At 69.4% G+C, this 21,527-nt stretch carries 1 protein-coding gene (cut by a window edge); it reads right to left on the minus strand.

The window, feature by feature from the left end; translation table 11 throughout:
- Nucleotides 1–21,527: the 3' portion of an LEPR-XLL domain-containing protein gene (locus tag ACWYRN_RS22980; protein WP_488690119.1), read on the minus strand. Its footprint extends 12,877 nt past the window's final position; 21,527 of the gene's 34,404 nt are visible here — the last part of the coding sequence; its start codon lies beyond the right edge, outside the window; it ends in the stop codon at nucleotides 1–3.

Raw genomic sequence — 21,527 nt, forward strand, 5'->3', positions numbered from 1 at the left:
TTACAGCGTCAGGTCTTCCAGCCAGAACGCGATCGGCAGCGCCGTGGCGTCGGCCGAATCGGCGCCGATGCCTTGCGCGTTCGCGACCAGTGCGCCGCTCTTTGCCGGCGCATCGGCCTGGCCGTGTGCCGCCAGGTAGAGCGCGGTGCCGCTGACCGAGGCCGTGCGCAGCGACGCGTCGAAGCCGAAGCCGGCTGCCGGCGCGGGTGCCAGCGACGGCAGCACCGGCAGCACCGGGGTCGGGTCTTCGGTGTGACGCACCGTTTCGCCGACCGCCACCGCCGCCTCGTACATGGTGGCGCCGTCGAGCACGTAGAAGTGGGTACGGCCGTCCGGGCCCGTATCCTGCACCACGATGCCGCGCGGCGCTTCCACGAACAGAGATGGCGACTGCACCTCGACCGCGTTGCCCATGCCCAGCTGCGGACCCATGCCGTACAGGGCCACGGTGTCGGCCACGATGTTCACCGCATCGTCGCCTGCCGCGTCGAGGATCACGCCGCCGCTCTTCACGACCACCTGCTTGCCCTCGACCCCGGCCAGCGCCAGGTTGCCGGCTGCCTGGGCCGTTACCGAACCGCTGCCGCTCAGGACCGTGCCGGCATCCATCTGCACGGCGCCGTTCGCGCTGTACACCAGCAGGTCGCCACGGGTGGCCGACACGCTGTCGTGCAGGACCACGCCGTCGCGGCCGTCGAGCACCAGGTCGTTGGCGGCGACCAGGCTGCCCGCGCTTGCCTCGACCACGACCGTGCTGCCGAAGACCTGCAGCGGTGCTTTGGTCAGAGCCGCGAAGTCGGTAGCCACGATGCTGACCTTGCCCGCGCCAGCTGCCGCATGACCGTCCGCACCCTGCACGCCGATCACCAACTGGCCTGCGCCGGCCAGGTGGCCGAGCATGCTGTCGGTGACGCTGAAGGCGCCGGCCGCGCCGGCACCGCCGACCACGATGTCGCGGCCGGCGTCGCCCGGACGCAGCACGACCTGTTCGGCGCCGTGCACGTCGCCGTTCATGACCAGGCTGTCGGCCTCGATGACGAAGTCACCCGCCACGCCGCTGAACACGATGTCGCCGATAACGACCTGGCTCGCACCACGGATGGTCAGCGAACCGCCGGCCACGTTCAGCGCGCCGTCGAAGCGCACCACGCCGGTCGCGTCGACGGTGACGTCGCCGTTCACCGTGACGTCCTGGGCGAAGCTGACGTTGCGCACGTCGCGCACCGCCAGGCCAGCCAGCACGCCGTTGGCACCGATCGCGCCGTTGACGACGATGTTGTCGCCGCCGGCCGCCAGTACCAGGCTCGCCCCGGTGCCGGCCCCGTCGATGCCCTGGGCGAAGACCATGTCGCCGCCGCTTGCCGCACCGTTGCCGGTCGAGATGATGACCGGGCCGGTGATGGCCAGCGCGCCGCGCACGTCGAGCGCCTCGGCCACCAGCTGGCCGGACACGGCTACCTGGCTGCCGGCGCCGGAACCGTCCAGCACCAGGCTGTCGCGGAACACGACCGGCGTGGCCCGGCCATCGATGACGATGTCCTGGCCCGGCGCCGCCGCACCGCCGCCGATAACCACCTGGTCGAAGCCGCCGGCCAGGTTGTCCAGCGTTGCCGGCGCCAGGTACAGGCCGCCGTTGCCGCTGTTGTTGCGCGATCCGCCGATCTGGATGTCCAGTGCGTTGTCGTTCGGACGGATCGCCAGCGTACCGCCCTCGCCTGCCAGCGGTTGGCCGATCGTCAGTTCGTCGCCGACCAGGTTCAGGTCCTGGCCGCTGCCCACGTTCTGCGGCTGGCCGAACACCACTTCGCCGGTGTGCGAGACGATGGTGGTGCTGCCGCCGGCCGCGGTCACGCCAACCAGCGCGGCGTCGTTCACCACGCTGACGCTGCCATCAAGGCCGACGCGCTCCACAGCGGCGGCGACACCGGCTGCCGGCACGTTCACGCCATCGGCTTCCAGCAGGTCGATGCTGCCGGCGGCGCTGGACGCCGCCAGCGAAGCGACCGCGGTGTCCAGCGCATTGCCCATGCCGATGCCGCTGCCAGCCGTCATGCGCAGTGCGCCCGCTTTCACGTTCAGGTCCTGCACGTCGCCGGCGCGCTGGGCGTCGACGATCGCGCCGCCTGCCACCAGGCTGACGCCGCCACTGCCGGCGTCGAGCAGGCCGACAGCGATGTCGCCACCCGCCGCGTAACGCAGGCTGGCGCCGCGCGCCACGCTACCGTCCTTCATCAGGATGGCGCCCAGCGCGCTGACGTCGATGCTGTCGCCCGCCATCAGCTTGCCGTTCTGGGCGACGGTTTGCGCGTTCAGGCTGATGCTCCAGCCTGCCTGCGCGCCGCCGTCCAGCACGATATTTCCGGCGCCGGCCTGCAGCAGCAGGTTGCCGCTGCCGGCACGGACCGCGGCATTAGCGCCGACGGCGAGATTACCGTTGTTGGCCACCAGGACCGCATTGCCGCCCGCGTCCAGCGCGCCCTCGATCGAGACCGAAGCGCTTGCGCGCAGCGCCGCATTGCCGTGCGCAGCCAGCTGGCCTTGCGCGCCAACCGCGATGGCGCCGCCCGCCAGGACGGCGTTGCCGTCCAGCGACTGCACGTTGCCGCCCACGGTGATGCCGCCGGCCGAACGCAGTTCCACGTCGCCCTGCGCGCCTGCCACCGCGCCGGCCGCGACCACCAGGTCGCCGCCGCCGTTCAGCATCAGCTTGCCGCCGCCGGCCAGCACGCTGCCGAATACCACGTTCAAACGCGCCGCATCGAATTCGACGTTGCCGGTGGCCCTGGCCTGGCCCGCCACATCGACCACGATGTTGCTTGCGGCCAGAGACAGGTTGCCGGCCGCCGCGTCGACGCTGCCGCCGACCACGATACCGCCGAGTACCGCCGTCAGCGCCACATGCGCGCCGCGCAGGGCCTGCCCGGCGCCCACCGCGATGTCGCCGGCGTTCGCCGACAGCACCACGTTGCCGGTCACGTCGACGCCGTTCAGTGCCGCCACGGCGCCGACTGCCGCCGTGCCATCGACGCCGATGCGCTCGACACCCAGGCCAACCGACGCCAGTGCGACGCCGTTCGCCTCAGCGACGAACAGGCCGCCCGCCCCGGCTTGCGCCGCCAGGACACCGACACTGGTTTCCAGTGCATTAGCCGCGCTGCCCACGGCATGACCCGCCTGCAGGCGCAGCGCGGCGGCCGTGACGTTGACCAGGCTGTCGCCGGCCACGTCCGCGTCAAGCACGCTGGCGCCGGCCTGGAGGCCGACCGTGCCCTGGCCTGCGCCGACACGGGCCACGGTGAGGCTGCCGCCCGCCGACAGGCTGACAGCGCCGTCGAGTGTGGCGACCGACGCGCTTGCGCCCATCGCCAGGTTGCCGGCTGCGCGCAGCTCGATGCTGCGGCCCGCTTCCAGGGTGCGCACCGCGCCCGTTTGCTGCAGGTCGCGGCCGGCGTCCAGCGAGATGCTGCCGTGCTGGCTGCTGACCTGTGCCGCCAGCGACAGATCGCCGCCCGTGGCCAGCAGCAGGTTACCCGCCGCGTCCAGGTCACGGGTCACCGTCATCGATGCCGCACCCAGGACCAGGTTGCCGTCCGAGGCCACGCCATTGATCGCCGCATCGACCACGGCGCTGCTGCTGCCGTCGGCCGCCACGCGGTTCACCGAAGCGGCGACGCTGCCCAGGTTCAGGGCGCCGCTGTTGTCCAGGTACAGGCCGCCGCTGCCGGCAGTCGCCGCCAGTGTGCCCACGTCCAGCTGCAGGTGGGCCGCGCTGCTGCCGACGTTGCCGGCCGCGATACGCAGCGCAGCCGCGCGCACGTCGATGTCGTTGCCGATGTCGACGATGGACGCCGCCACCAGGCTGACGTTGGCGCCGCTGGCGATGCTGCCCAGCTCCAGCGTAGTGCCGGCTTCGACACGCACGTTGCCGCCGGCGGCGACCGTCATGCCGTTGGCCATGCTGACGTTGCGCGCCGCAGCCAGGTCGATGCTGCCGCCAGCCGCGTTCACCGCCGCGTTCTGCATCAAATCGCGTCCGGCCGACAGGCTGATGTTGCCGCCGGCCGTGACCGGAGCCAGGTTGGTCGACAGGTCGCGGCCAGCCTGCAACAGCAGGTTGCCCGCAGCACCGATCGTGGCGCCGCTGGCGATGTCGCCGCCAGCCTGCAGCACGAGCGCCGCGCCGCTGACCAGGCCAGCCTGCGCCGCGTCGGCACGCTGCGAACCGGCCGTGGCGACGTTTGCCAGCACGCGGTCGACGCGGATCTCGCCAACCTCGCCGAGCACCACGTCGGATACCTCGTTCACGAACATGCCGTTGCCGATAGCGCTCAGCAGCATGGTTTCGGTGTCGAGCGCATCGGCGCCGCTGCCGATGGCCGCGCCGGCGTTCAGGCGCAGGGCTTTCGCGTACACGTCGACAGCGTTGCCCGCCTCGGCCGCGTCTCCAATCACACCGCCGCTGACGATGCTGACCGCACCCCAGCCGGCCTGGCCCGCCAGGCTGCCGGCCGCGCGGTCGGCGTTCGAACGCGCGTCCAGCAGCGCCACCGTGACGCCGGTGGCGCCCTGGTAGCGGATGTTGCCGGCGTTGGTGACGGCGCGCGCACCGTCGACCATGAGAACCGCGCCGGCGCTCGACGCAACGTCGATCGTGCCGACCGCGGTCGACAGCGTTGCCGCCGCCGACTGCGTGATGTTCCCCACGGCCAGCAGGCTGATGCTGCCATCCTGCGCGCTCAGCGCCGCGTTCACCGCCAGGGTGCCGCTCGCCTCGATGCGCAGGTTGCCGCCGGTCGCTACCAGGGCCGCGTCGATGACCAGGTTGGCGCCGCCGAGCACCAGGTTGCCGCTGCCGTTCTGGACACCGGCCAGCGCTGCGCCGCCGGCGTTTGCCACGGCAGTGCCGTCGGCGCCGACGCGGTTCACCGCCACGCCAGCCACCTGGCCGAGCGTGGTGTTGCCGCTCGCAAGAACCGAGCTGCCAAACTGCGTGCCACCCTGCGCCGCAAAGGCCAGCGTCGCCGCCTGCACTTCGAGCGCTGCGGCCTCCTGGCCGACCGTGCCGCCAGCCTCCATGCGCAATGCGCCGGCGATCACGTTGACCGTACGGACGGCCGCCGCGTCGTCGCCCTGGGCGTCGAGGATGCTGCCGCTCGCCGCCAGCGAGACGCTGCCGGTGCCGGCATTCACCACGCCGAGCACCAGGTCGCCGCCCTGGGCGTCCACGCGCACGTTGCCGTTGCGGGCCAAGAGCTGGGCCTGGGCTTCGAGGGTGATGAAGCTTGCCGCGGCCAGGTCCAGGGTCTTGCCGGCGCCGCGGGTTTCGATGCGCGGCGCGTAGCTGGCCAGGTTGTCGTCGATGACGATGGCGTCGGTCGAGACCAGGCTGATGCTGCCCGCGCCCGAGCCGATGTCGGCGCGCACCGTGATGTCGCTTGCGGTGCCCTCGCCCGCTTCCCCGCTTTGCAGCAGGATGTTGCCGGACGCGCCGGTGCTGTCGACCAGGCCGTCGACGACGATGGCGCCGTCGACGGTCACGATGGCCAGGTTGCCGGCGCTGCCGCCGAGCAACGCGCCATTGATGCGCAGCGCCGTGGCTTCGCGCAGCAGCACGCTGCCGGCCGTGGTGTTGGCCAGCGTGACCGAGGCCAGGCGCGTCTGCAGCGCGCCGCTGCTGCCGATGCCGGTCGCTGCCGACAGGGCCGCGGCGGCGGTGTCGCCGTCGAGGTTGATGCCGTCGCCCGCCAGGTTGTCGACGATGGCGCCGCCGGCCGTCAGGCCAATGGCGCCGTCGGCGATGACCTGCGAGACCAGGATCGAGCCGCCCGCGGTCATGGTGACCGCGCCGTTGCCGCCGCCCACCGAGGTGACGGCGGTGCCGCTGTCCATGACGATGGCGGCGCCCGCGTTCAGGCGCACCAGGCCGCCGTTCGAGGCGATCGACTCCGACAGCGTGACAGTGCCCGAGGTCGAGCTCACGCTGATGCTGCCGCCGCTGCTGTTGGCGATGCCGCCATCGCGCAGGTGGACGTTGCCGTCCGCGCCGAGCGTGACCGCGCCGCCGTTGGCAGCAATGGCGCTGTCGACGGTAATGGTCGCGCCGCTGCCGCCCGCGTTCAGGCTGACGCTGCCGCCACCGACGGTGACGATGCCGCCCCCCTGCACCAGCAGCTTGCCGGCGCCGGTGGAGATGGCGATGTTGTCGCCCTGCGCACTGGCCTGGCTGATGCCGTCCACGCGCAGGTCGCCACCGTAGTTGCCAACTGCGCCGCTGGCCGCGTCGCGCGCCAGGTTGTTGATCACGATGTCGCCGTCGCCGGTGTTCACGGCGGTGAGGCTGTTCACCTGCGCGAACGGCAGGATGATGCCGCTGCCGGCGTGCAGGCTCAGGTTCAGTGCACGCAGCGGTTCGCTCGACGCGCCATCGAGGTCGCCGGTCGGATTCGACTGAACGATTGCGCCGGTGGCCGCATACAGCGACATGTTGCTGTTGTGCGCCTCGACCCCGTTGTGGATCGAGATGCCGTTGTAGGCGTCCAGGCTCAAGCTGCCGTTCACCATGAACTGGAAGGCCGGGTTCGCGAAGTCTTCGACCACGATGTTCTGGCCATACACTTCCAGCGCGCTGTGGAAGGTGTACTGCTGCGGCGCCTGGATCGCGCCCAGGCGCACCTGGCCGGACTGGTCGTCGGCATGCGCGCCGGCCAGGTAGCCGACGGTCGCGCCTTCCTGGCGCCCGATCACGATCTTGCTGAAGGTCGAGGCAAAGCTCGCGATCTCCGCGTTGTCGATGTTCAGGTAAGCCGTGTTTTCCAGGGCCGGGCCGCCGACTTCGATGTTCATGCCGACGGTCGCCGGGCGCAGGGTCAGGATGCCGGTGCCGACGATCGAGCTTTCGCCGCTCTGGAAGTTGATCTCGTTCCCTTCCAGGAAGATGTCGCCGCCGCCGTCGACCGTCACGCCGCCCTTGAACACCACCAGCGTGGCGCCGGTGATGCGGAACGAGCCCGCGGTCAGGTGCACCGACTGCTCGAAGGTGACCACGCCGCTGGCATTGATGCTGAAGTCGCCGTTGACCGTGACCTCGCCCTTGAAGGTGACGTTGTTGGCCTGGGTGATGGTGATGCCTTCCAGCGCATCGGTATTGCCCACCATGCCGGTGACGACGATGTTGCCGCTCGCCGAGAGTTCCAGCAAGTCTTCCGGATCGAGGCCGTCGCCGTTCAGCGAATGCGCCGCCGAGCCGCCCAGCTGGATGTCGCCGGCGGTCGCCGTCAGCACCACCTTGTGGTTGGTGGCGGTGGCGCCGTCGATCTTCACCGAGTCGTCGATATAGGCCCAGGAAGCGCTGACGCTGCTGGCCGAGATCGTCGTGGTGTGGCCGGAACCGTAGATCGTCAGGCCGGATTCGCCCTGCAGCACCAGGTTCTGGTTGATCGCCACTTCGCCGCCCAACAGCGAATTCTGCACCACCAGCGAGTCCTTCAGCACCACATCAAGAGTGCCGGCGGTGTCGCCGATCACGATGTGGGCCGCGCTCTGGGCGCCGCCGATCAGGATCTGGCGGAAGCCGTCATTCAGGTTGTTCAGCGCGTTGTTGCTGATGTAGAGCGCATTGCTGCTCGACAGGCCGCCAGCGGCGTCGTCGCCCAGGAAGATGGTGCGGGTCGGGTCCAGCGCGGCAATGCTCAGCTGGGCGCCGGCACTGCGCACGCCGGCGCCGATCTGCACGTCATTCGCCAGGATCGTGATGTCTTCGCCGGAGGCGTCGATCGCCTGGCTGATGACCTGGCTGCCGCTCAGGTTCGACACGCCGGTACTGCCGCCGCGGGTGCCGCTGTCGGCGCTGCCGCTGCCGGCTTCCACCTGCACGGTGCCGGTGGCGATCAGCGAAACGTTGGCGCGCTCGATGCTGCTTACGCTCAAGGAGACCGCATCGATCACGATCGAGTCGGGGCTGAACAGGAAGCCCGGCATGGCGGCGCCGATCGCGCCCTGGGCCGTGATGGTCAGCTTGCCGCCCGTGGTCTGGACATAGGCGCCGCCCGCCGCGCGCAGCACCACGCCGTTGGCCAGGTGGTTGGCGACGTTGTAGTCCTCGATGTTGGCGCTGCGGATTTCGCCCGTGGCCTGGTCGGCCGTGAATTTACCGTAGCGCATGGCCCAATCGACCTGCGGGTCGATCGCGCCATTCACGCTCTTCCAGTTGCTCACGCTGGCGTCGTTTAGCAGCGCGCCCTTGGCCACCGTGATGTCGATGTTGCCGCTGCCGTGGACGCGGATGCCCGCGCCCAGCAGGACGTTGCCGTTCTCGGCGCGCAGGCTGACCGCACCGCCGCCGGTGACGATGTCCGCACCGAGGGTAATATGGCCATTGGCGCCGCCTGCATACAAATTGACGTTGCCGGTGGTCGAGACCACGCCGGCGCCGCCGCGCACGGTGTCGAGCGCGCCGTTCAGGGTCGACAGCTTGACTTCGCCGGCGCCGTTCTGCACCACGCGTTCCAGCACCAGCGAATCGACGTCCTGGATGGCGATGTCGCCGGTGCCGTTGTTGGTCAGGTCCAGTGCACGCACCTGGGTCTCGATGGCGTTGCCGGCCGCGCCGATGCCGCCGTTGGCGACGATCACCAGGCGCGCATCCGCGGCCACGATGTCGGTGCTGCCTTCGGCGCCGTCGACCACGCCGCCGCTGTGGATGACCAGGTCGGCGTTCGAGGTGGTCACCAGCTTGCCGAGCGTGATCTGGCCACCCGCATCGAGCTTCAGGATGCCGGAGCCGGCATCGACGACGGTGTCGCCGGCCATGCGCAGGGCGCCGCTGCCGGCGTCCAGGGTGATGGCGCCGGTGCGCGAGCTCAGGTCGGCTTCCGCCGCCAGGCTCAAGCCGGTGGCGCCGTTCAGGGTAATCGAACCCAGTTCGGTGACCACCGCGCTGTTGACGACCAGCGTGCCGGCCGCATTCAGGCTGACCGCGTTGCTGGCGCCGGCCGCGATGGCGGCGTTCACCACCAGCGAGGACGCGACGTTCAGGACCACGGCGCCGTGGCCGCTGCTTTCCAGCGTGTTGACCGTGAGACCGCCCGCGCCGCCGCTTGCCTTCACCGTGATGCTGCCGCCGGCGCTGATGTCGAGGGTGTCGGCCACCAGCACGCCGCCATTCGTGCCGGCCGTGACCGAGCCGTTCAGGGCGCTCAGCGTCACATGGCCGCCGCCCGCCAGCAGGTTGCCGATGCTGATGTTGCCGTGCAGGGAAACGATGTTGATGTTGCCCTTGAAGCCGGCAGCCTCGACCAGCGAGCCGATGGTGATGTCGCCGTCGACGATCACGGTGACGTCGCCGCCGCTCATGACCAGGGTGCCGATGGCCAGCGCCATGCCGGCGGTGCTTTGCTGCACCACCAGGCTCGATTGGCTCGATGCCGTCGACATGTCGATGTCCATGCTCGACACGGCCGTGTTCAGGGTCAGTTCGCCGCCCGCGGTGACGTCCAGGCTGCCCGCGGTGATGGTGCCGCCCAGGGTCAGGCCCTTGCCCGCGGCAAGCGTCACGCTGCCGGCGCTGCCGACGTCGAGGCTCGACACCACCACCAGCGAGCCGTCCTTGGCGCCCAGGTGGATGGTTTCGCCGGCGTGGGTCGGCAGGTTCACCACCGTCAGCGAACCGCTGGCCTCGAGCGAGAAGCTGCCCGCGGCGCGGTCCGGCACGATCAGGACGAAGTCGCCGTCCACCTTCAGCTGGCGGTCCGGGTCGTTGTCCTGGGCCGAGGCGCTGGCGCGGAAGGCGTCGTTCGCCTCCTTGGCCACCAGCACCAGCGTCTGGCCGCTGAGCGAAGCGTCGACGCCGGCGCTGCTGGCGTCGATCTTCGCGGCCAGGGCGCCCAGGACCGAGGCCCAGTTTGCCGTCACGGTCTGGCCGGCCACGGTGTCGCCGACCTTCACGCTGAAGCTGCCGCCGTCGATGACGACGGTGTACAGGAAGCTGCCCTTCGGCGTGTCGCGGAACTCGAGTTCGCTGCGCTGGGTGCTGTCGACGCCTGCTGCCACGCTCGGGGTGGCGCCGTTCGAGACCACGCCGCCGTCCACCGCACGCACGCCCGCTTCGCTCACGGCGACGTCGGCCACCGTGAAGGCGGTGTTGTCGGCGACGGCGGTCAGGGTCAGGGTGAAGTTGGCGGCGTCGACGCTGAAGCCGACGCCTTCGCGGGCGGCGATTTTCGTGCCGAGGTCATTCAGGATCGCGCTCCAGTTGGCCGCCACCTGGCCGGCGCCGTCGCCGACCGTGGTGGTGTACGGGTTGCCGTTCACCTTCATGGTGTAGCTGAAGCCGTTCTTCAGCGTGTACGCCGCGTCGGCCGGGTCGTTCGCGGCGTCGGCCGGGTCGTCGAAGACGATCGTGGTGACCTGCTTGGCGTCGTGGCCGGCGACAACCGTCGGCTGGACGGCGTCGACCAGCACGGTCAGCGCCGGGGTGGCCAGCACGGCGTTGATCGCGAACGCCGTGTTGGTGGCGGTCGCGGTCAGGGTCAGGCTCTTGTCGCTGGCGTCGACCGCGGCGCTGACGCGGCCGTCGGCTTCGACCAGGGTCTCGAGCGCGCCCAGCACGCCGGTCCAGGTGCCCGCCACGTCGAGCTGGCGCACGCTGGCCGTGACGCGGCCGCTGCCTTCGCCGTCCGGATGGGCGCTGGCGATCGCCGCTGCCAGGCCGGTGGCGATGTCCTGCGTGGTGTCGCCGGCCTTGGCCGTGTACTTGAAGTTCTCGCTGCCGATCTTCAGGGTGTAGGTGTCGCCCGCGATCGCGCTCAGGCCGGTCAGGGTCACGGTGCGCGCCAGGTCGTGGCCGGCGGCGCTGACCTTCACCTGGCCCAGGCCCAGGCCTTCGGCGGTTTCCGCCACGCCATCCTTGTGCACCGAGAGCGCAATGAGGGCGTCGTCGGCGTTGTTCACGGTCAGGTAGTCGTTCAGGCCGGTGCGGACCAGGTAAGCCTTGCCGTCCACGACCACGCCGTACACGGTGCCGGCGGCAACGCTGCCGCCGAACACGACTTCGCTCTGCTGGGCCACGCCGGTAGCCGCCGCGCGCAGCGGCTCGGCGCCGTGGTCGACCACGCTGGCGAGCGCGCTCACGCCCACCGCGTCCACGGTAAAGGCGACGTTGGTGTCCCTGGCCTTCAAGACCAGGGTGTGGTTCGAGATCTCTTGCGCGGTCGCGCTGACGTCGATCTTCTCGCCTTTTTCGATCAGGGTGCCGAGGTGCTCGAACACGCTGTTCCACGAAACATCCACGGTAAAGGTCGAGGCGCTGGCGCCGAACGCGGCGTCGGCGTCGATCTCGACGGCCAGGGCGGCCACGATGTCTTTCAGCGCCGCGCTGCCGCCTGCACTGATGCGGAACACCTTGTCACCCACGGTGACGGTGTAAGCCGCGTTGTCCACCGCTTGCAGCGCGCTCAGGTCGAGCGAACGCCCGGCCTGGCCGGTCTGGCTCGCGCTCCAGGCGTCGTTGCCGGCGATGTCGGACAGGCTTTCCAGGCTGGCCACGATGGTGGCCTTGCCGGCGCCGGCGCTGATCGTGATCACCTTGCCGCTGGCACTGGCCGTGTAGCCGGCGTCCGCGTCGATGGCGCTGGCCAGCGCGCTGGCGATGTCGGCCAGGGTCGCGCCGCTACGCGGCGCCTCGACCTGGAAGGTATCGCTGCCGACCGTGATGCTGTAGCGGCCATCGGCCAGCAGGCGCATCTCGGACAGGTCGATCGTGCGTTCGAAGTCGTCGTCGCTGCTCGACTCGGCATTGATGTCGGCGCTGCCCTGATCGGCGGAGGCGCCCCACTGCTGGACGGCGACCGAGATCGCCGCGTTGCCCGCGCCGGTGATGTACAGCAGGTTGTTTTCGCCGCTGCGCACGCCGTAGCCCGCGCCGTTCACCACCACTTCGTACAGCTTGCCGTTCTCGATGTTCAGGGTGTTGTTGAAGATGATCTTCGATTCCTGGGCCACCTTGGAACCGGCTTCGACGATCGGCGTGAGGCCGAAGTCGTCCACCGCGCCGCGAATATCGTTGCGGTAGGTTTCGGTGACGGTGACGCCGTCCACGCTGAACGCGCGGTTGGCGACCTTGCCGGTCAGGATCAACTGCTTGTTGGTCGGATCGGCCGCGACGTCGACCTGCTCGCCGCTCGAGATCAGCGCGTCGAGCTTGTCCAGGACCGAGCTCCACGACGCCGTCACGCCGTCCTTGCCGACGGTCGCCGCATAGGCATGGCCGTTGACCTTGACGGTGACGGTGGTGCCGTCGGCCACCGCACCGCCGAAGGCGATGCGATTCACCTGGGCGATGGCGACGCCGGCCTGCACCGGCGTCGAGACGCCGATGTCGACGATGGCGCCGCCCATGCTCAGGGCGGTGTTCTGCGTCACTTCCGAGGCGCCGGTGCTGAAGCCGCCCGCATCCGGGCCGGTGTAGCGCACCTCGAGTTCATTGCCGGTGCCGGCCATGTCCTGGTTCAGGAGCAGCTTCGGCGCATGCGCCGTCACGCCCTTCACCGACACGCTGTAGCCGTACAGGTCGGCGTCGCGCTGGTCGAGCGCATAGCCGACGATCTCGCCCTTGTCGTTGCGTACCGCCGCCAGCATCTCGTAGATGGTGCCGCGCGCATCGACTTCGACGCTCGAACCCGCCGTTTTCTGCGCGCCCTTGGCCGAGCCGGCCTCGACGTAGTCGACGTACATGTCGCCGGCCGAACGGATGCGGATACCGTAGCCGTCGTCGATCGTGCGCACTTCCTCGACGCGCAAATCGTAGCGATTGTCGGCCGCGTGGCCGCCGGCCGCGCCGCTTTCGCCGCCGCCGGCCGTGATGTCGATCCGGCCCTGCTGGGCCACGACCGACTTCACGTACAGGGCGTCGGATTCGTTGATGCTGACGTTGCCCGCGCCGGTGGTGCGCAGGGTAATGGTGTTGACCAGGGTGTTCAGCTGCACGCCGTTCACCGACTTCACGTTCAGGTCGCCGGCGATGAAGACCGAGGCGCCGTCGGCGGCGATTTCCGCCGCCTTGACGTCGAGCTGGCCGCTGGCGCGGTCGGCCGCGACGATCCCGCCCAGCACCGTCAGCTTGCCGCCGATGTCGAGGGTGACGTTGCGCGCCGAGGTGTAGCCGCTCAGGCCGCCGATGAAGCCGCTCATGGTGAGGCCGCCGGCCAGCTTGACGTAGATGTCCTTCGCTGCGCGCAGCTCGAAGCGGTCGGCCGGCAAGGCCGCCGCCTGGATGTTGATGAAGCCGCTGTCGGTCAGGACCGGGGCGCCCTGGCGGCTGTCCTTCAGGTCGCCGTCGTTGTTGAAGTCGATGCCGAGGATGGCTTCGTATTCGGTGGTCGCCTGCAGGATCTGGCTGCTGCCCTTCGCCGACATCAGGACCTCGCCGATGCTGCCTGCCGCCGTGCCGTCGAAGCGCGTGCCCTTGACGCCGATGATGCCGTCGATGGTCACGTTCTGGCCCGCCACCAGTTCCAGGTGGCGGTTGGCGTACAGGTTGCCCTTGACTGACAGGCTGGCGCCGGTTTCCAGGATCAGCGTATCCGAGCTGATCGAGGAAGGCAGCAGCAGCGTGTCGGCGCCGGCGCCGAACACCAGGTTCGTGCCCGCACGGTATTCGGTCAGCTCGGCGCCGGCCTTGAACTCGTACAGGTCGATGATCTTGGCCGCATTCAGGGCGATGCCGCGCGTGTAGTGCAGGCCGTAGTTCGAACCCGGCGCCGCATCCGGCGCCTGCACCGTGACGTTGCCGCCGGTGCTGGCCAGGCGCAGGGTGTCGGCGCTGGCCTTGCCCCTGGCGCCGACCAGCAGGTCGCCCTGGGCCGTGATGTCGGCCACGCTGCGCCCGCTCGTGGTGTCGGTGACGCTGGCGTCGACCAGCACCAGGCCGGCGTTCTTTTCCAGCGCGCCGTCGAAGTCGGCCAGCACGATGTCGTTGCGGATGGTGGTCGCATCCAGGCTGTTGACCGCGATCTCGAGACCGCTGATGCCGTTCGCGGCGCGCAGGGTCAGGCGGTTCGCGACCAGGTCGACGGCGGCGTCCGCCGCGCTTTCGCCGATGCGGCCGCCCGCGTCCAGGGTGATGTTGCCGTTCGAGGTGAACTGGCTCACCGCAACCGCGTTGCCATGGGCGTCGACGATGGCCGGCGCGTCCGAGGCGCTGGCCAGGTAGATGCCGGCCGAGGCGTGGCGCACCAGGATGTCGCCGGCGGCGGTCACGCTGATGTCGTCGCCGGTGGCGTTGGCGGCGATGTTCAGCTCGACGATTTCGACGTTGCCGCCGGCACGGAGCAGGAAGCTGCCGTGCGCCAGCGCGACGTCGCCCAGCACCAGGCGGCGTGCCGACTGGGTCAGGTCGACGCTGGCGCGCTGCGCCGGATTTGCAGCCGCGCTGTCGATGTACAAGCTGTCGACGTCGGTGGCCAGCTTCAGGTTGGCCACTGCCACGATGCGCAGTTCGCTGCCGCCCACCACGGTGCCGCTGTCGCCGGTGATCGCGCCCTGCGCGTCCAGGCTCAGGGTGCCGCGCGGACCGGCGCTGACGTTCCCCAGCGCCATGTCGGCGCTCGCGCCGTCGAGCTGGCGCGTACTCAGGGTGATGTCGTTGCGTTCGCCCGTGCCCAGGGTATGGGCCTCGACCACGTGCAGGTCGCCGCGGTTGGCGATTGTGATCGCACCGTCGACCGCCTGCGCGTTTGTGACCGTCAGGTCGCCGACGTTGGCCAGGCTGATGTCGCCGGCGCCGCTCAGCGCCAGCTCCGCACTGCCGACCGCGGTCGAGAGCACGATGCCGTTTTCGGCGCCGGCGTCGAGCCTGTCGGCGCTCAGCATGCCGCCGGCCTGGCCGATGTGGCCCGCCGCCGCGCTCAGCTTGATGCTGGCGCCGCTGGCCTCCGCGTCCAGGGTGGCATTGTTCAGCGCGATGCTGCCGCCGTAGCTGCCGGCCGACAGATCGATGTCGCCCAGCTTGGCGTTCAGCACGGCGTCGCCGTCGGCGACGATGCCGCCATCCTTGCTGGCACCGGAACCGGCCGCAATGCTGATGCTGCCGGCGTCGATGCTGCCCGACAGGGTGATGTTGTGATTGCCCTTGGCCGTGACGCTGTCGAGCGTGGCGCCGGTGGCGGCGGCGATGCTGCCGCCGATCGTCATGTCGCCGTTCGCGCTCAGCTTCACGCTGGCCGCGTCGCCGGTGCCGCGCACGGTCGCCGTGTCGTCGACCAGCAGCGTGGTGCCGGCGTGGATGTCGAGCGCCGCCGCGTTCAGCGAGGCGCTGACGGTCTTGCCGTCCACGGTGTTGCCCTTGATTTGCACCAGGCTCGAGGCCGACAGATCCATGGCGCCGTCGGCCGTGAGCTTGCCGCTGACTTTCAGCGCGCCGCCGGCGTCGATGTCGATGGCGTTGCCCTTGATGGTTTCGCCGGCGAACTCGCCATAGGTACGGGCCGGCGCGTCGACCATCGCCACCGTCGTGCGCAGCACGGTCTCGGTACTCAGGATCGGCACCGTCTTCCAGACCGTGACTTCCTGCTCCTGGGTCACCATGGTGGTGACCGTGTGGGTCTCGTACACCGGCTTCATGCCGAAGATGTCGGTCGACATCGTGCTCAGCGTGTAGTCGAGCTGCTTGCGCGTGTCGTAGATCTTCTTGGTCTCCGAGGTCCAGGCGTAGGAGTAGTCGTTGTAGTTCTCGTAGCGGTAGCCGTACACCTTCAGCGAGGACACCTCGTCGTTCCAGTCGCCGCCGATGTTGCCGGTGCTGCCGTACAGGACCTTGGTGCCGCCGCCGTAGCTGATGTCCCAGTACAGGGTCACGTGGTGGGTGTTCGAGCCCAGCAGGAACGAGGTGTACTCGTCGTTCGCGTCGCGGCCGATCCAGCTGCTGCTGTTGCTGAAGTAGTTCGAGCCGCCGCGGTAGTTCGAGTCCCAGTAAGCCGTGACCGAGCCGCCGCCTTCGGCCCAGCCGACCTGCTGGTTGGCGCGGACCGTGTGGCTGCCGTCGATCCGGGTCAGGCTGGCCGTGTTGCTGACCAGCTGGGTGAGGTATTCGGCCGAACCGTGCACGTAGTCGGTCGCACGGCCGTCTTTCCATTTCGCCACGTGCGCTTCGCCGGTGGCGCCGGCGCTCCACTGCCATTCCGGCAGGTAGCCGACATCCGTTGTGGTGGTGTTCGAGCTGCCCTCGGCCGTGGTCTGCTTCTGCAGCTGGTAGGTACGGATGCCGCTGCCGTCGAGATAGCTCGCGGCCCAGCGCCCGATACTGTCGTCGAAGTCGTCGCCCTCGCCGTTCGGCTGGGTCCAGGCGGATTTGTCCTGGGTATAGCGCACGTTGGCGTGGTCGGTGTAGGTGCCGACCAGTTCGCCGGCATTCGCGCCGGCGGGCTTGTCCCAGGCGCCGTTGCTGGCGCCGTCCATGGTGTTGTCGCCGGTCAGGTAGCGGATGTTGTTCTTGAACGCCAGGTTCAGGATCTGCTCCTGGGCGCCGCTTTGCATCAGCACGTACTTGTCGCGCCAGCCATCGACGTCGATGTGGTAGATGACCTTCGGGTTGTTGGCCCACTTCGGCTGGGCATCGGCGCCCTTGATTTCCTCGATGTTGCCGTTCTCGGTACGGTGGATGGTGACCGAGTCCGCCTTGTAGCTGAAGTCGTACAGCTCCATGTAGCGCAGGGTCTTCAGGACCAGTGCGCGCTGGTCATCCGACAGGTCGCTCCAGCCCTTGTAGCCGGTGTCCCACGGATTGTTGGCCGGCGCGCTCAAGCCGTTGGCGGCCCAGGCGATGTTCTTGTTCAGGTAATCGACGCCTTCGATGAAGGTTTCCTTGAACTGCTGGCCCGGCGCCGCATTCGGGTTGTAGTAACCGGTCTGGGTCAGCGTCGTTTCCATCGTCGTGAACTCGCTGCCGGTCTTGACGCTGGTGTTGCCCACCTGTTCGGTGATGGTGGTGGTGACCGGCACCTGCACCTGCACCTTGGTGGTGCCGTCGGCAACCTGGGTGTAGCCGGTCACGACCTGCACGGTGTCCGCGACCGTGGTGTAGACCGGGACCTTGATCGTTTCGCGTGCGTTGACGCTGCTGTCGGCGCTGATGGTGACGTCGCCGCCCGCATGCACGCTGATCTTGCCGGCGGCGTTGATGGTCGCCTGGCCGGAAATGGTGACCGCGCCGCCGGAGAGAACCGCGGAATTCACCACGCCTTCCATCTGGGTGCGGGTCCAGTTCATGTTGACGCCGGCATTGATATCGATGCTGCCCGACGAGGTGACCAGGCCGCCGATCCTGACTTCGCTGCCACCCGAGACCAGCACGCGCGAATCAAGCGTGCCGTTGTCCGGGCCGGCCTGGATGCGGCCGTTGATCTCGACCTTCGGACCGGCCAGGTGGATCAGGCGGCCCGCTTCGATCAGGGCTTCCGGCACGTGCGGGTCGGCCAGCACGTATTCGCCAGAGACCAGCAGCTTGCCGCGCGCCAGCAGGTAGACGTCGGATTGCTGGCCGACCGCGTGCACGTAGGCGCCCGACAGGACCGAGATGTTGTTCGCGACCAGGCTGACCTTGTCGGCGACGCTGATGTTGCGCAGGACGGTGACGTCGCTGCCCGTCGACGTGATCGACAGCGAGCCGACCGTGTCGCGGCCCAGGTCGGCGTTGCCGACCGTGCCTTCGACCAGGATGGCGTCGATGGCGCTGACGACGATGCTGCCGCCGGCCGCCGTGTCGAGCGTGCCGCCGCTGTTTTCCACGCCGTCGCTGCCGACGAAGTAGGTATCGACCAGCACGGCCACGCCAGTGGAGTCCGTGCCACCGGTGATGCGCAGGCTGTCGTAGGCGTAGACCAGGCCGTTCACCCACACTTGCGAGCGCGAGGTGATGGCGACGTCGGCGTCGCTGTCGGCGGCGCGGATCAGGCCGCGAGTCTGGACGTCGCCGTCGGACACGATCTCGATCTGGCCATCCTGGCCGCTGCGGCTGTCCGCCCAGGCACCGAAGCCAGTGGCGTCGGCCACGATAGCGCTGGTGACGCTCATCGAGAAGCCCAGGCCGACCGCGTTCGTGCCGGTTTGCAGGCGCACCAGGCCGGTCGACAGCAGATCGCCTCCATTGGTCGCGCTGCCGAGCATGATGTCCTGCGCCGCGCGCAGCGACAGGGTCGCGTTGCGGCCGCTCCAGGACGTGGTGCCGCTCACGCTGTCGTACAGCGCGCCGGCCTGCATGGTGCCGTTCATGACGATGCTGCCGGCCGTGACGGCCAGGCGGCTCGCATCGGCGGCGGTGGCCAGCTGGCCGTCCGCGTTCACCGCGAACCGGCCGCCGGCGTTGATCTCGATGGCGTTCGCCGCTGCCAGCACAAATCCAGTGTTGGCGGTGTTCGCGGCGCCGCCGCCCACGAGCACGGCGTCGCCCGCCGTGATGTCGACGCGCGCGCCGGCGCCTTGCGCCAGCAGCTGGCCGCCGGCCAGCACGATGTCGCCGCCGGCCGTCAGTTGCACCGAGCCGGCAACCTTCACGTCGGCGTGCAGCAGGATGTCGTTAGTCGCCTGCAGGATGACTTCGCGGTCGTAGGTGGCCGCTGTGGCGCCCGTGGTGCGCAGGGTGCCGCCGATGTCGAGCTTGTCGCCGCTCAGCACCAGCTGGGTGCCGCTGGTGAGCACGGTGTCGAGCGCGGTCTTCACGGTGCCCCAGGTCGAGCCGATCTGCAGCAGCGACAGCGCATTGCTGTCGCCGCCGATGTTGTTGTTGATGACGACGTCGTTCAGGCCGTTCAGGACGATGCGGCCGTTCGGGTCGATCGTGTTGAACTGGGCGCTGTTGAAGGTCTCCAGGCTCACCTGCCCCGCCTCCACGCGGGTGCCGGCGTTGATGATGATGTCGCGCTGGGCGGTCAGGTCGCCAATCAGCTGCAGGGTGCCGGTGGCGTTGATGACGATGTCCGAATTGCGCCCGCCCGCGATCAGGTTGCCCTCGATCTTCGCGTTGCCGGTCGGGTTCAGCACCATGCCGCCGCTCAGGGTCTCGAGCGTGCCGGTGACCGTCAGGCGCACGTCCTGGTTACCGCCGGCCAGGGTGCCGGCGTACATGTTGATGCCGCTGTGGCCGCGCACATAGCCTTCGATCGAGATCTGGCCGCTCGGTGCATCGGCGCGGCCCAGGTTGACGACCGAGCCGCGCGCGCTGGCGTCGAGCGCCACGCTCCGTGCGGACGACGTGGCCCCATGGCTGGCATCGCTCGCTGCGACCTGGCTGAAGCCGAGGCGTTCGGCGTGGCCGCCGGCGACGGCGCTGATGCCGAAGTGGTAGTTGCTGGTCAGGAGAAGGTGGCCATCGGCCAAACGCGCCGTGACCACGCCGGCGCCCAGCGCCGCGTCGAGCGCGCGCTGGACGTCGGCCAGCAGATCGGCCAGGCCGCCGTTGCCGCCCGTCGCTTCACGGGTCACGGCAACGACCGCATTGACGCTGCCGTTCTCGCGTTCGACCGCGATGCCGAAGGACGTGTCCGCGGACAAATCGCCGCGTGCGAATTCGACGAAGCCGTCGGCGCGCAGTTCTTCGTTCCAGGCTGCCGCCAGGATCGCCAGGTTGCCCGAGGAGGACAGGCCGAGCGTGCTGTTTTCGCCGGTGGTGGTGAGGTGGACGTTGCCGCCCACGACAATGCCCTGGTCGGCCCAGGGGCTGGCGTCGTGCGCCAGGTGGCTGCCCGAACCGCCGCGCACGTCGATGGCCGCGCCCGCGCTCAGGTCGTGGCTCAGTCGGACCTGGCCGCCGGCCGTGACCGACAGGGTCGAGGCACCGCCGAAGCTCTTCACGTCGCTGCCGAGGAACTGGCCGCGCGCGTCATAGCGGTCGACGATCTCGCCGCCGGCCACGGCCACGCCGTCGATCTGGGCGTCCATGGCCGCGCTGATGCTGATGCGGCCGTCCGCGTTGTTGGTGGCCAGGCGTGCGCCGCCCGGCATGCGTACGCCGAGGCCGTCCAGGCTGCTGCCGCCGCGCACGGTAATCGCTTCGCTGGCGCGGATGGTGGCGCCGATCTCGACCGCTTCGCCGAACTCGGACACGGTCTGCATGCCCAAATACATCTGGCCGCCCGCGGCCAAGTTGATGCTGGAATCCTTACCGTCCCAGACGATCGTTTCCGAGACCAGCTTGCCGTCGACGCGCTCGCTGACCACGTGGCCGCCGGCCAGGATCATGCCGCCGATGGTGACGTTGCCGCTTGCCTGCACGGTTACGCTGCCGCCGGCGTTGTCGCTCGTCTGCCCGAGCGCGCTCAGGCCGCCGGCAGTGCCGATGATGATCGAATAGCCGTTGTCGTCGGCGCCCGCCACGCCGGTGGTGGCGAGGCTGACCGATTTCGAGGCCGCGATCGCGGTGTCAACCAGGATCTGCTGGCCGGCCGTGATCGCCACGGTGGCATCAAGCCCGGCCGCAACCAGGCCGTGTTCGCCGATGCCGGCGCCGGCCACGATCGCACCGTGCAGCTCGACGTCCTGGCCACCCGAAATGACGATGGCGCTGCCCGCGGCCTGGGTATTGATGACCGAGCTGGCGTGCACGTAGACGCTGGTGCCGTCGGCATTCGCGCCGCCGAGATTCGTGCCGTCGAGGGCGACGCCGCCCAGCAGCGACATGCCGCCGTTGACCTTGGCCACGCCTTCCCAGTAGACCCACTTGTCCGACTGGACCGTGAGGTCGGCGCCGGCGCCGTTCAAATTGATGTTGCCGCGCACGATGGCGGCGTCGCTGCCGCCCACCGTGAAGTCGGCATTGTCCTGCAGGGTCGTGATGGTGCCCGAGATCAGGGTGCCGAAGCCGCGCTGGCCCAGCAGTTCATGAGGATCGAGGATCTGCAGTTCGATCTTGCCGTCGCCCTTGGCGTCGTAGGCATAGACCATGTATTCGCTGCTGCCGTCGGTGACCACCCAGCGCGTGCTGTTCTGCGGCGCCACGGCGCCCCAGTTCATGGCGGCGTTGCGGTAGTCGATGCCTTCGGTGAAGCCGGTGACCAGGCTCTTGTCGCCGCTGCCCGGCTTCAGGTAGACGGTCTGCTCATAGTGCGCGTAGCCGGTCTGGCTCAGCACGCGGAACTGCTGGTCCGGGCTCAGCTTGTCGAAGGCGGTGCCGGCGTCGGGAATCGCGACGTCGCTCCAGCGGATGGCGTTGTTCTGGTAGTCGCCGTTCGCGCCCTGCGCGAAGCTGAGTTTATAAGCCTGGCTTGGGGCCGCATCGGCGTCGTGGTACACGGTGCCGTTGAAGCGCGCATAGCCCAGCACCTGCAGCACGCGGTCCTGCTGCTCGATGGCGAGGTCGGCGAAGGCCGTGGTGCCGCTGGCCTTGTCGACGCTACCCCAATCCAGCGTGTCGTTGCTGTAGTCGACGCCCTGCTCCAGGGTCGCCAGCACCTGCTTGCCGGCCGCCGCAGCGGCGTTGACCAGCACCTGGCGCTCGACCACGGCGTAGCCGAGCTTGTCGGCGACGATGGCGCGCTGGGCCT

It is taken from the genome of Massilia sp. BAP21 (assembly GCF_057801335.1).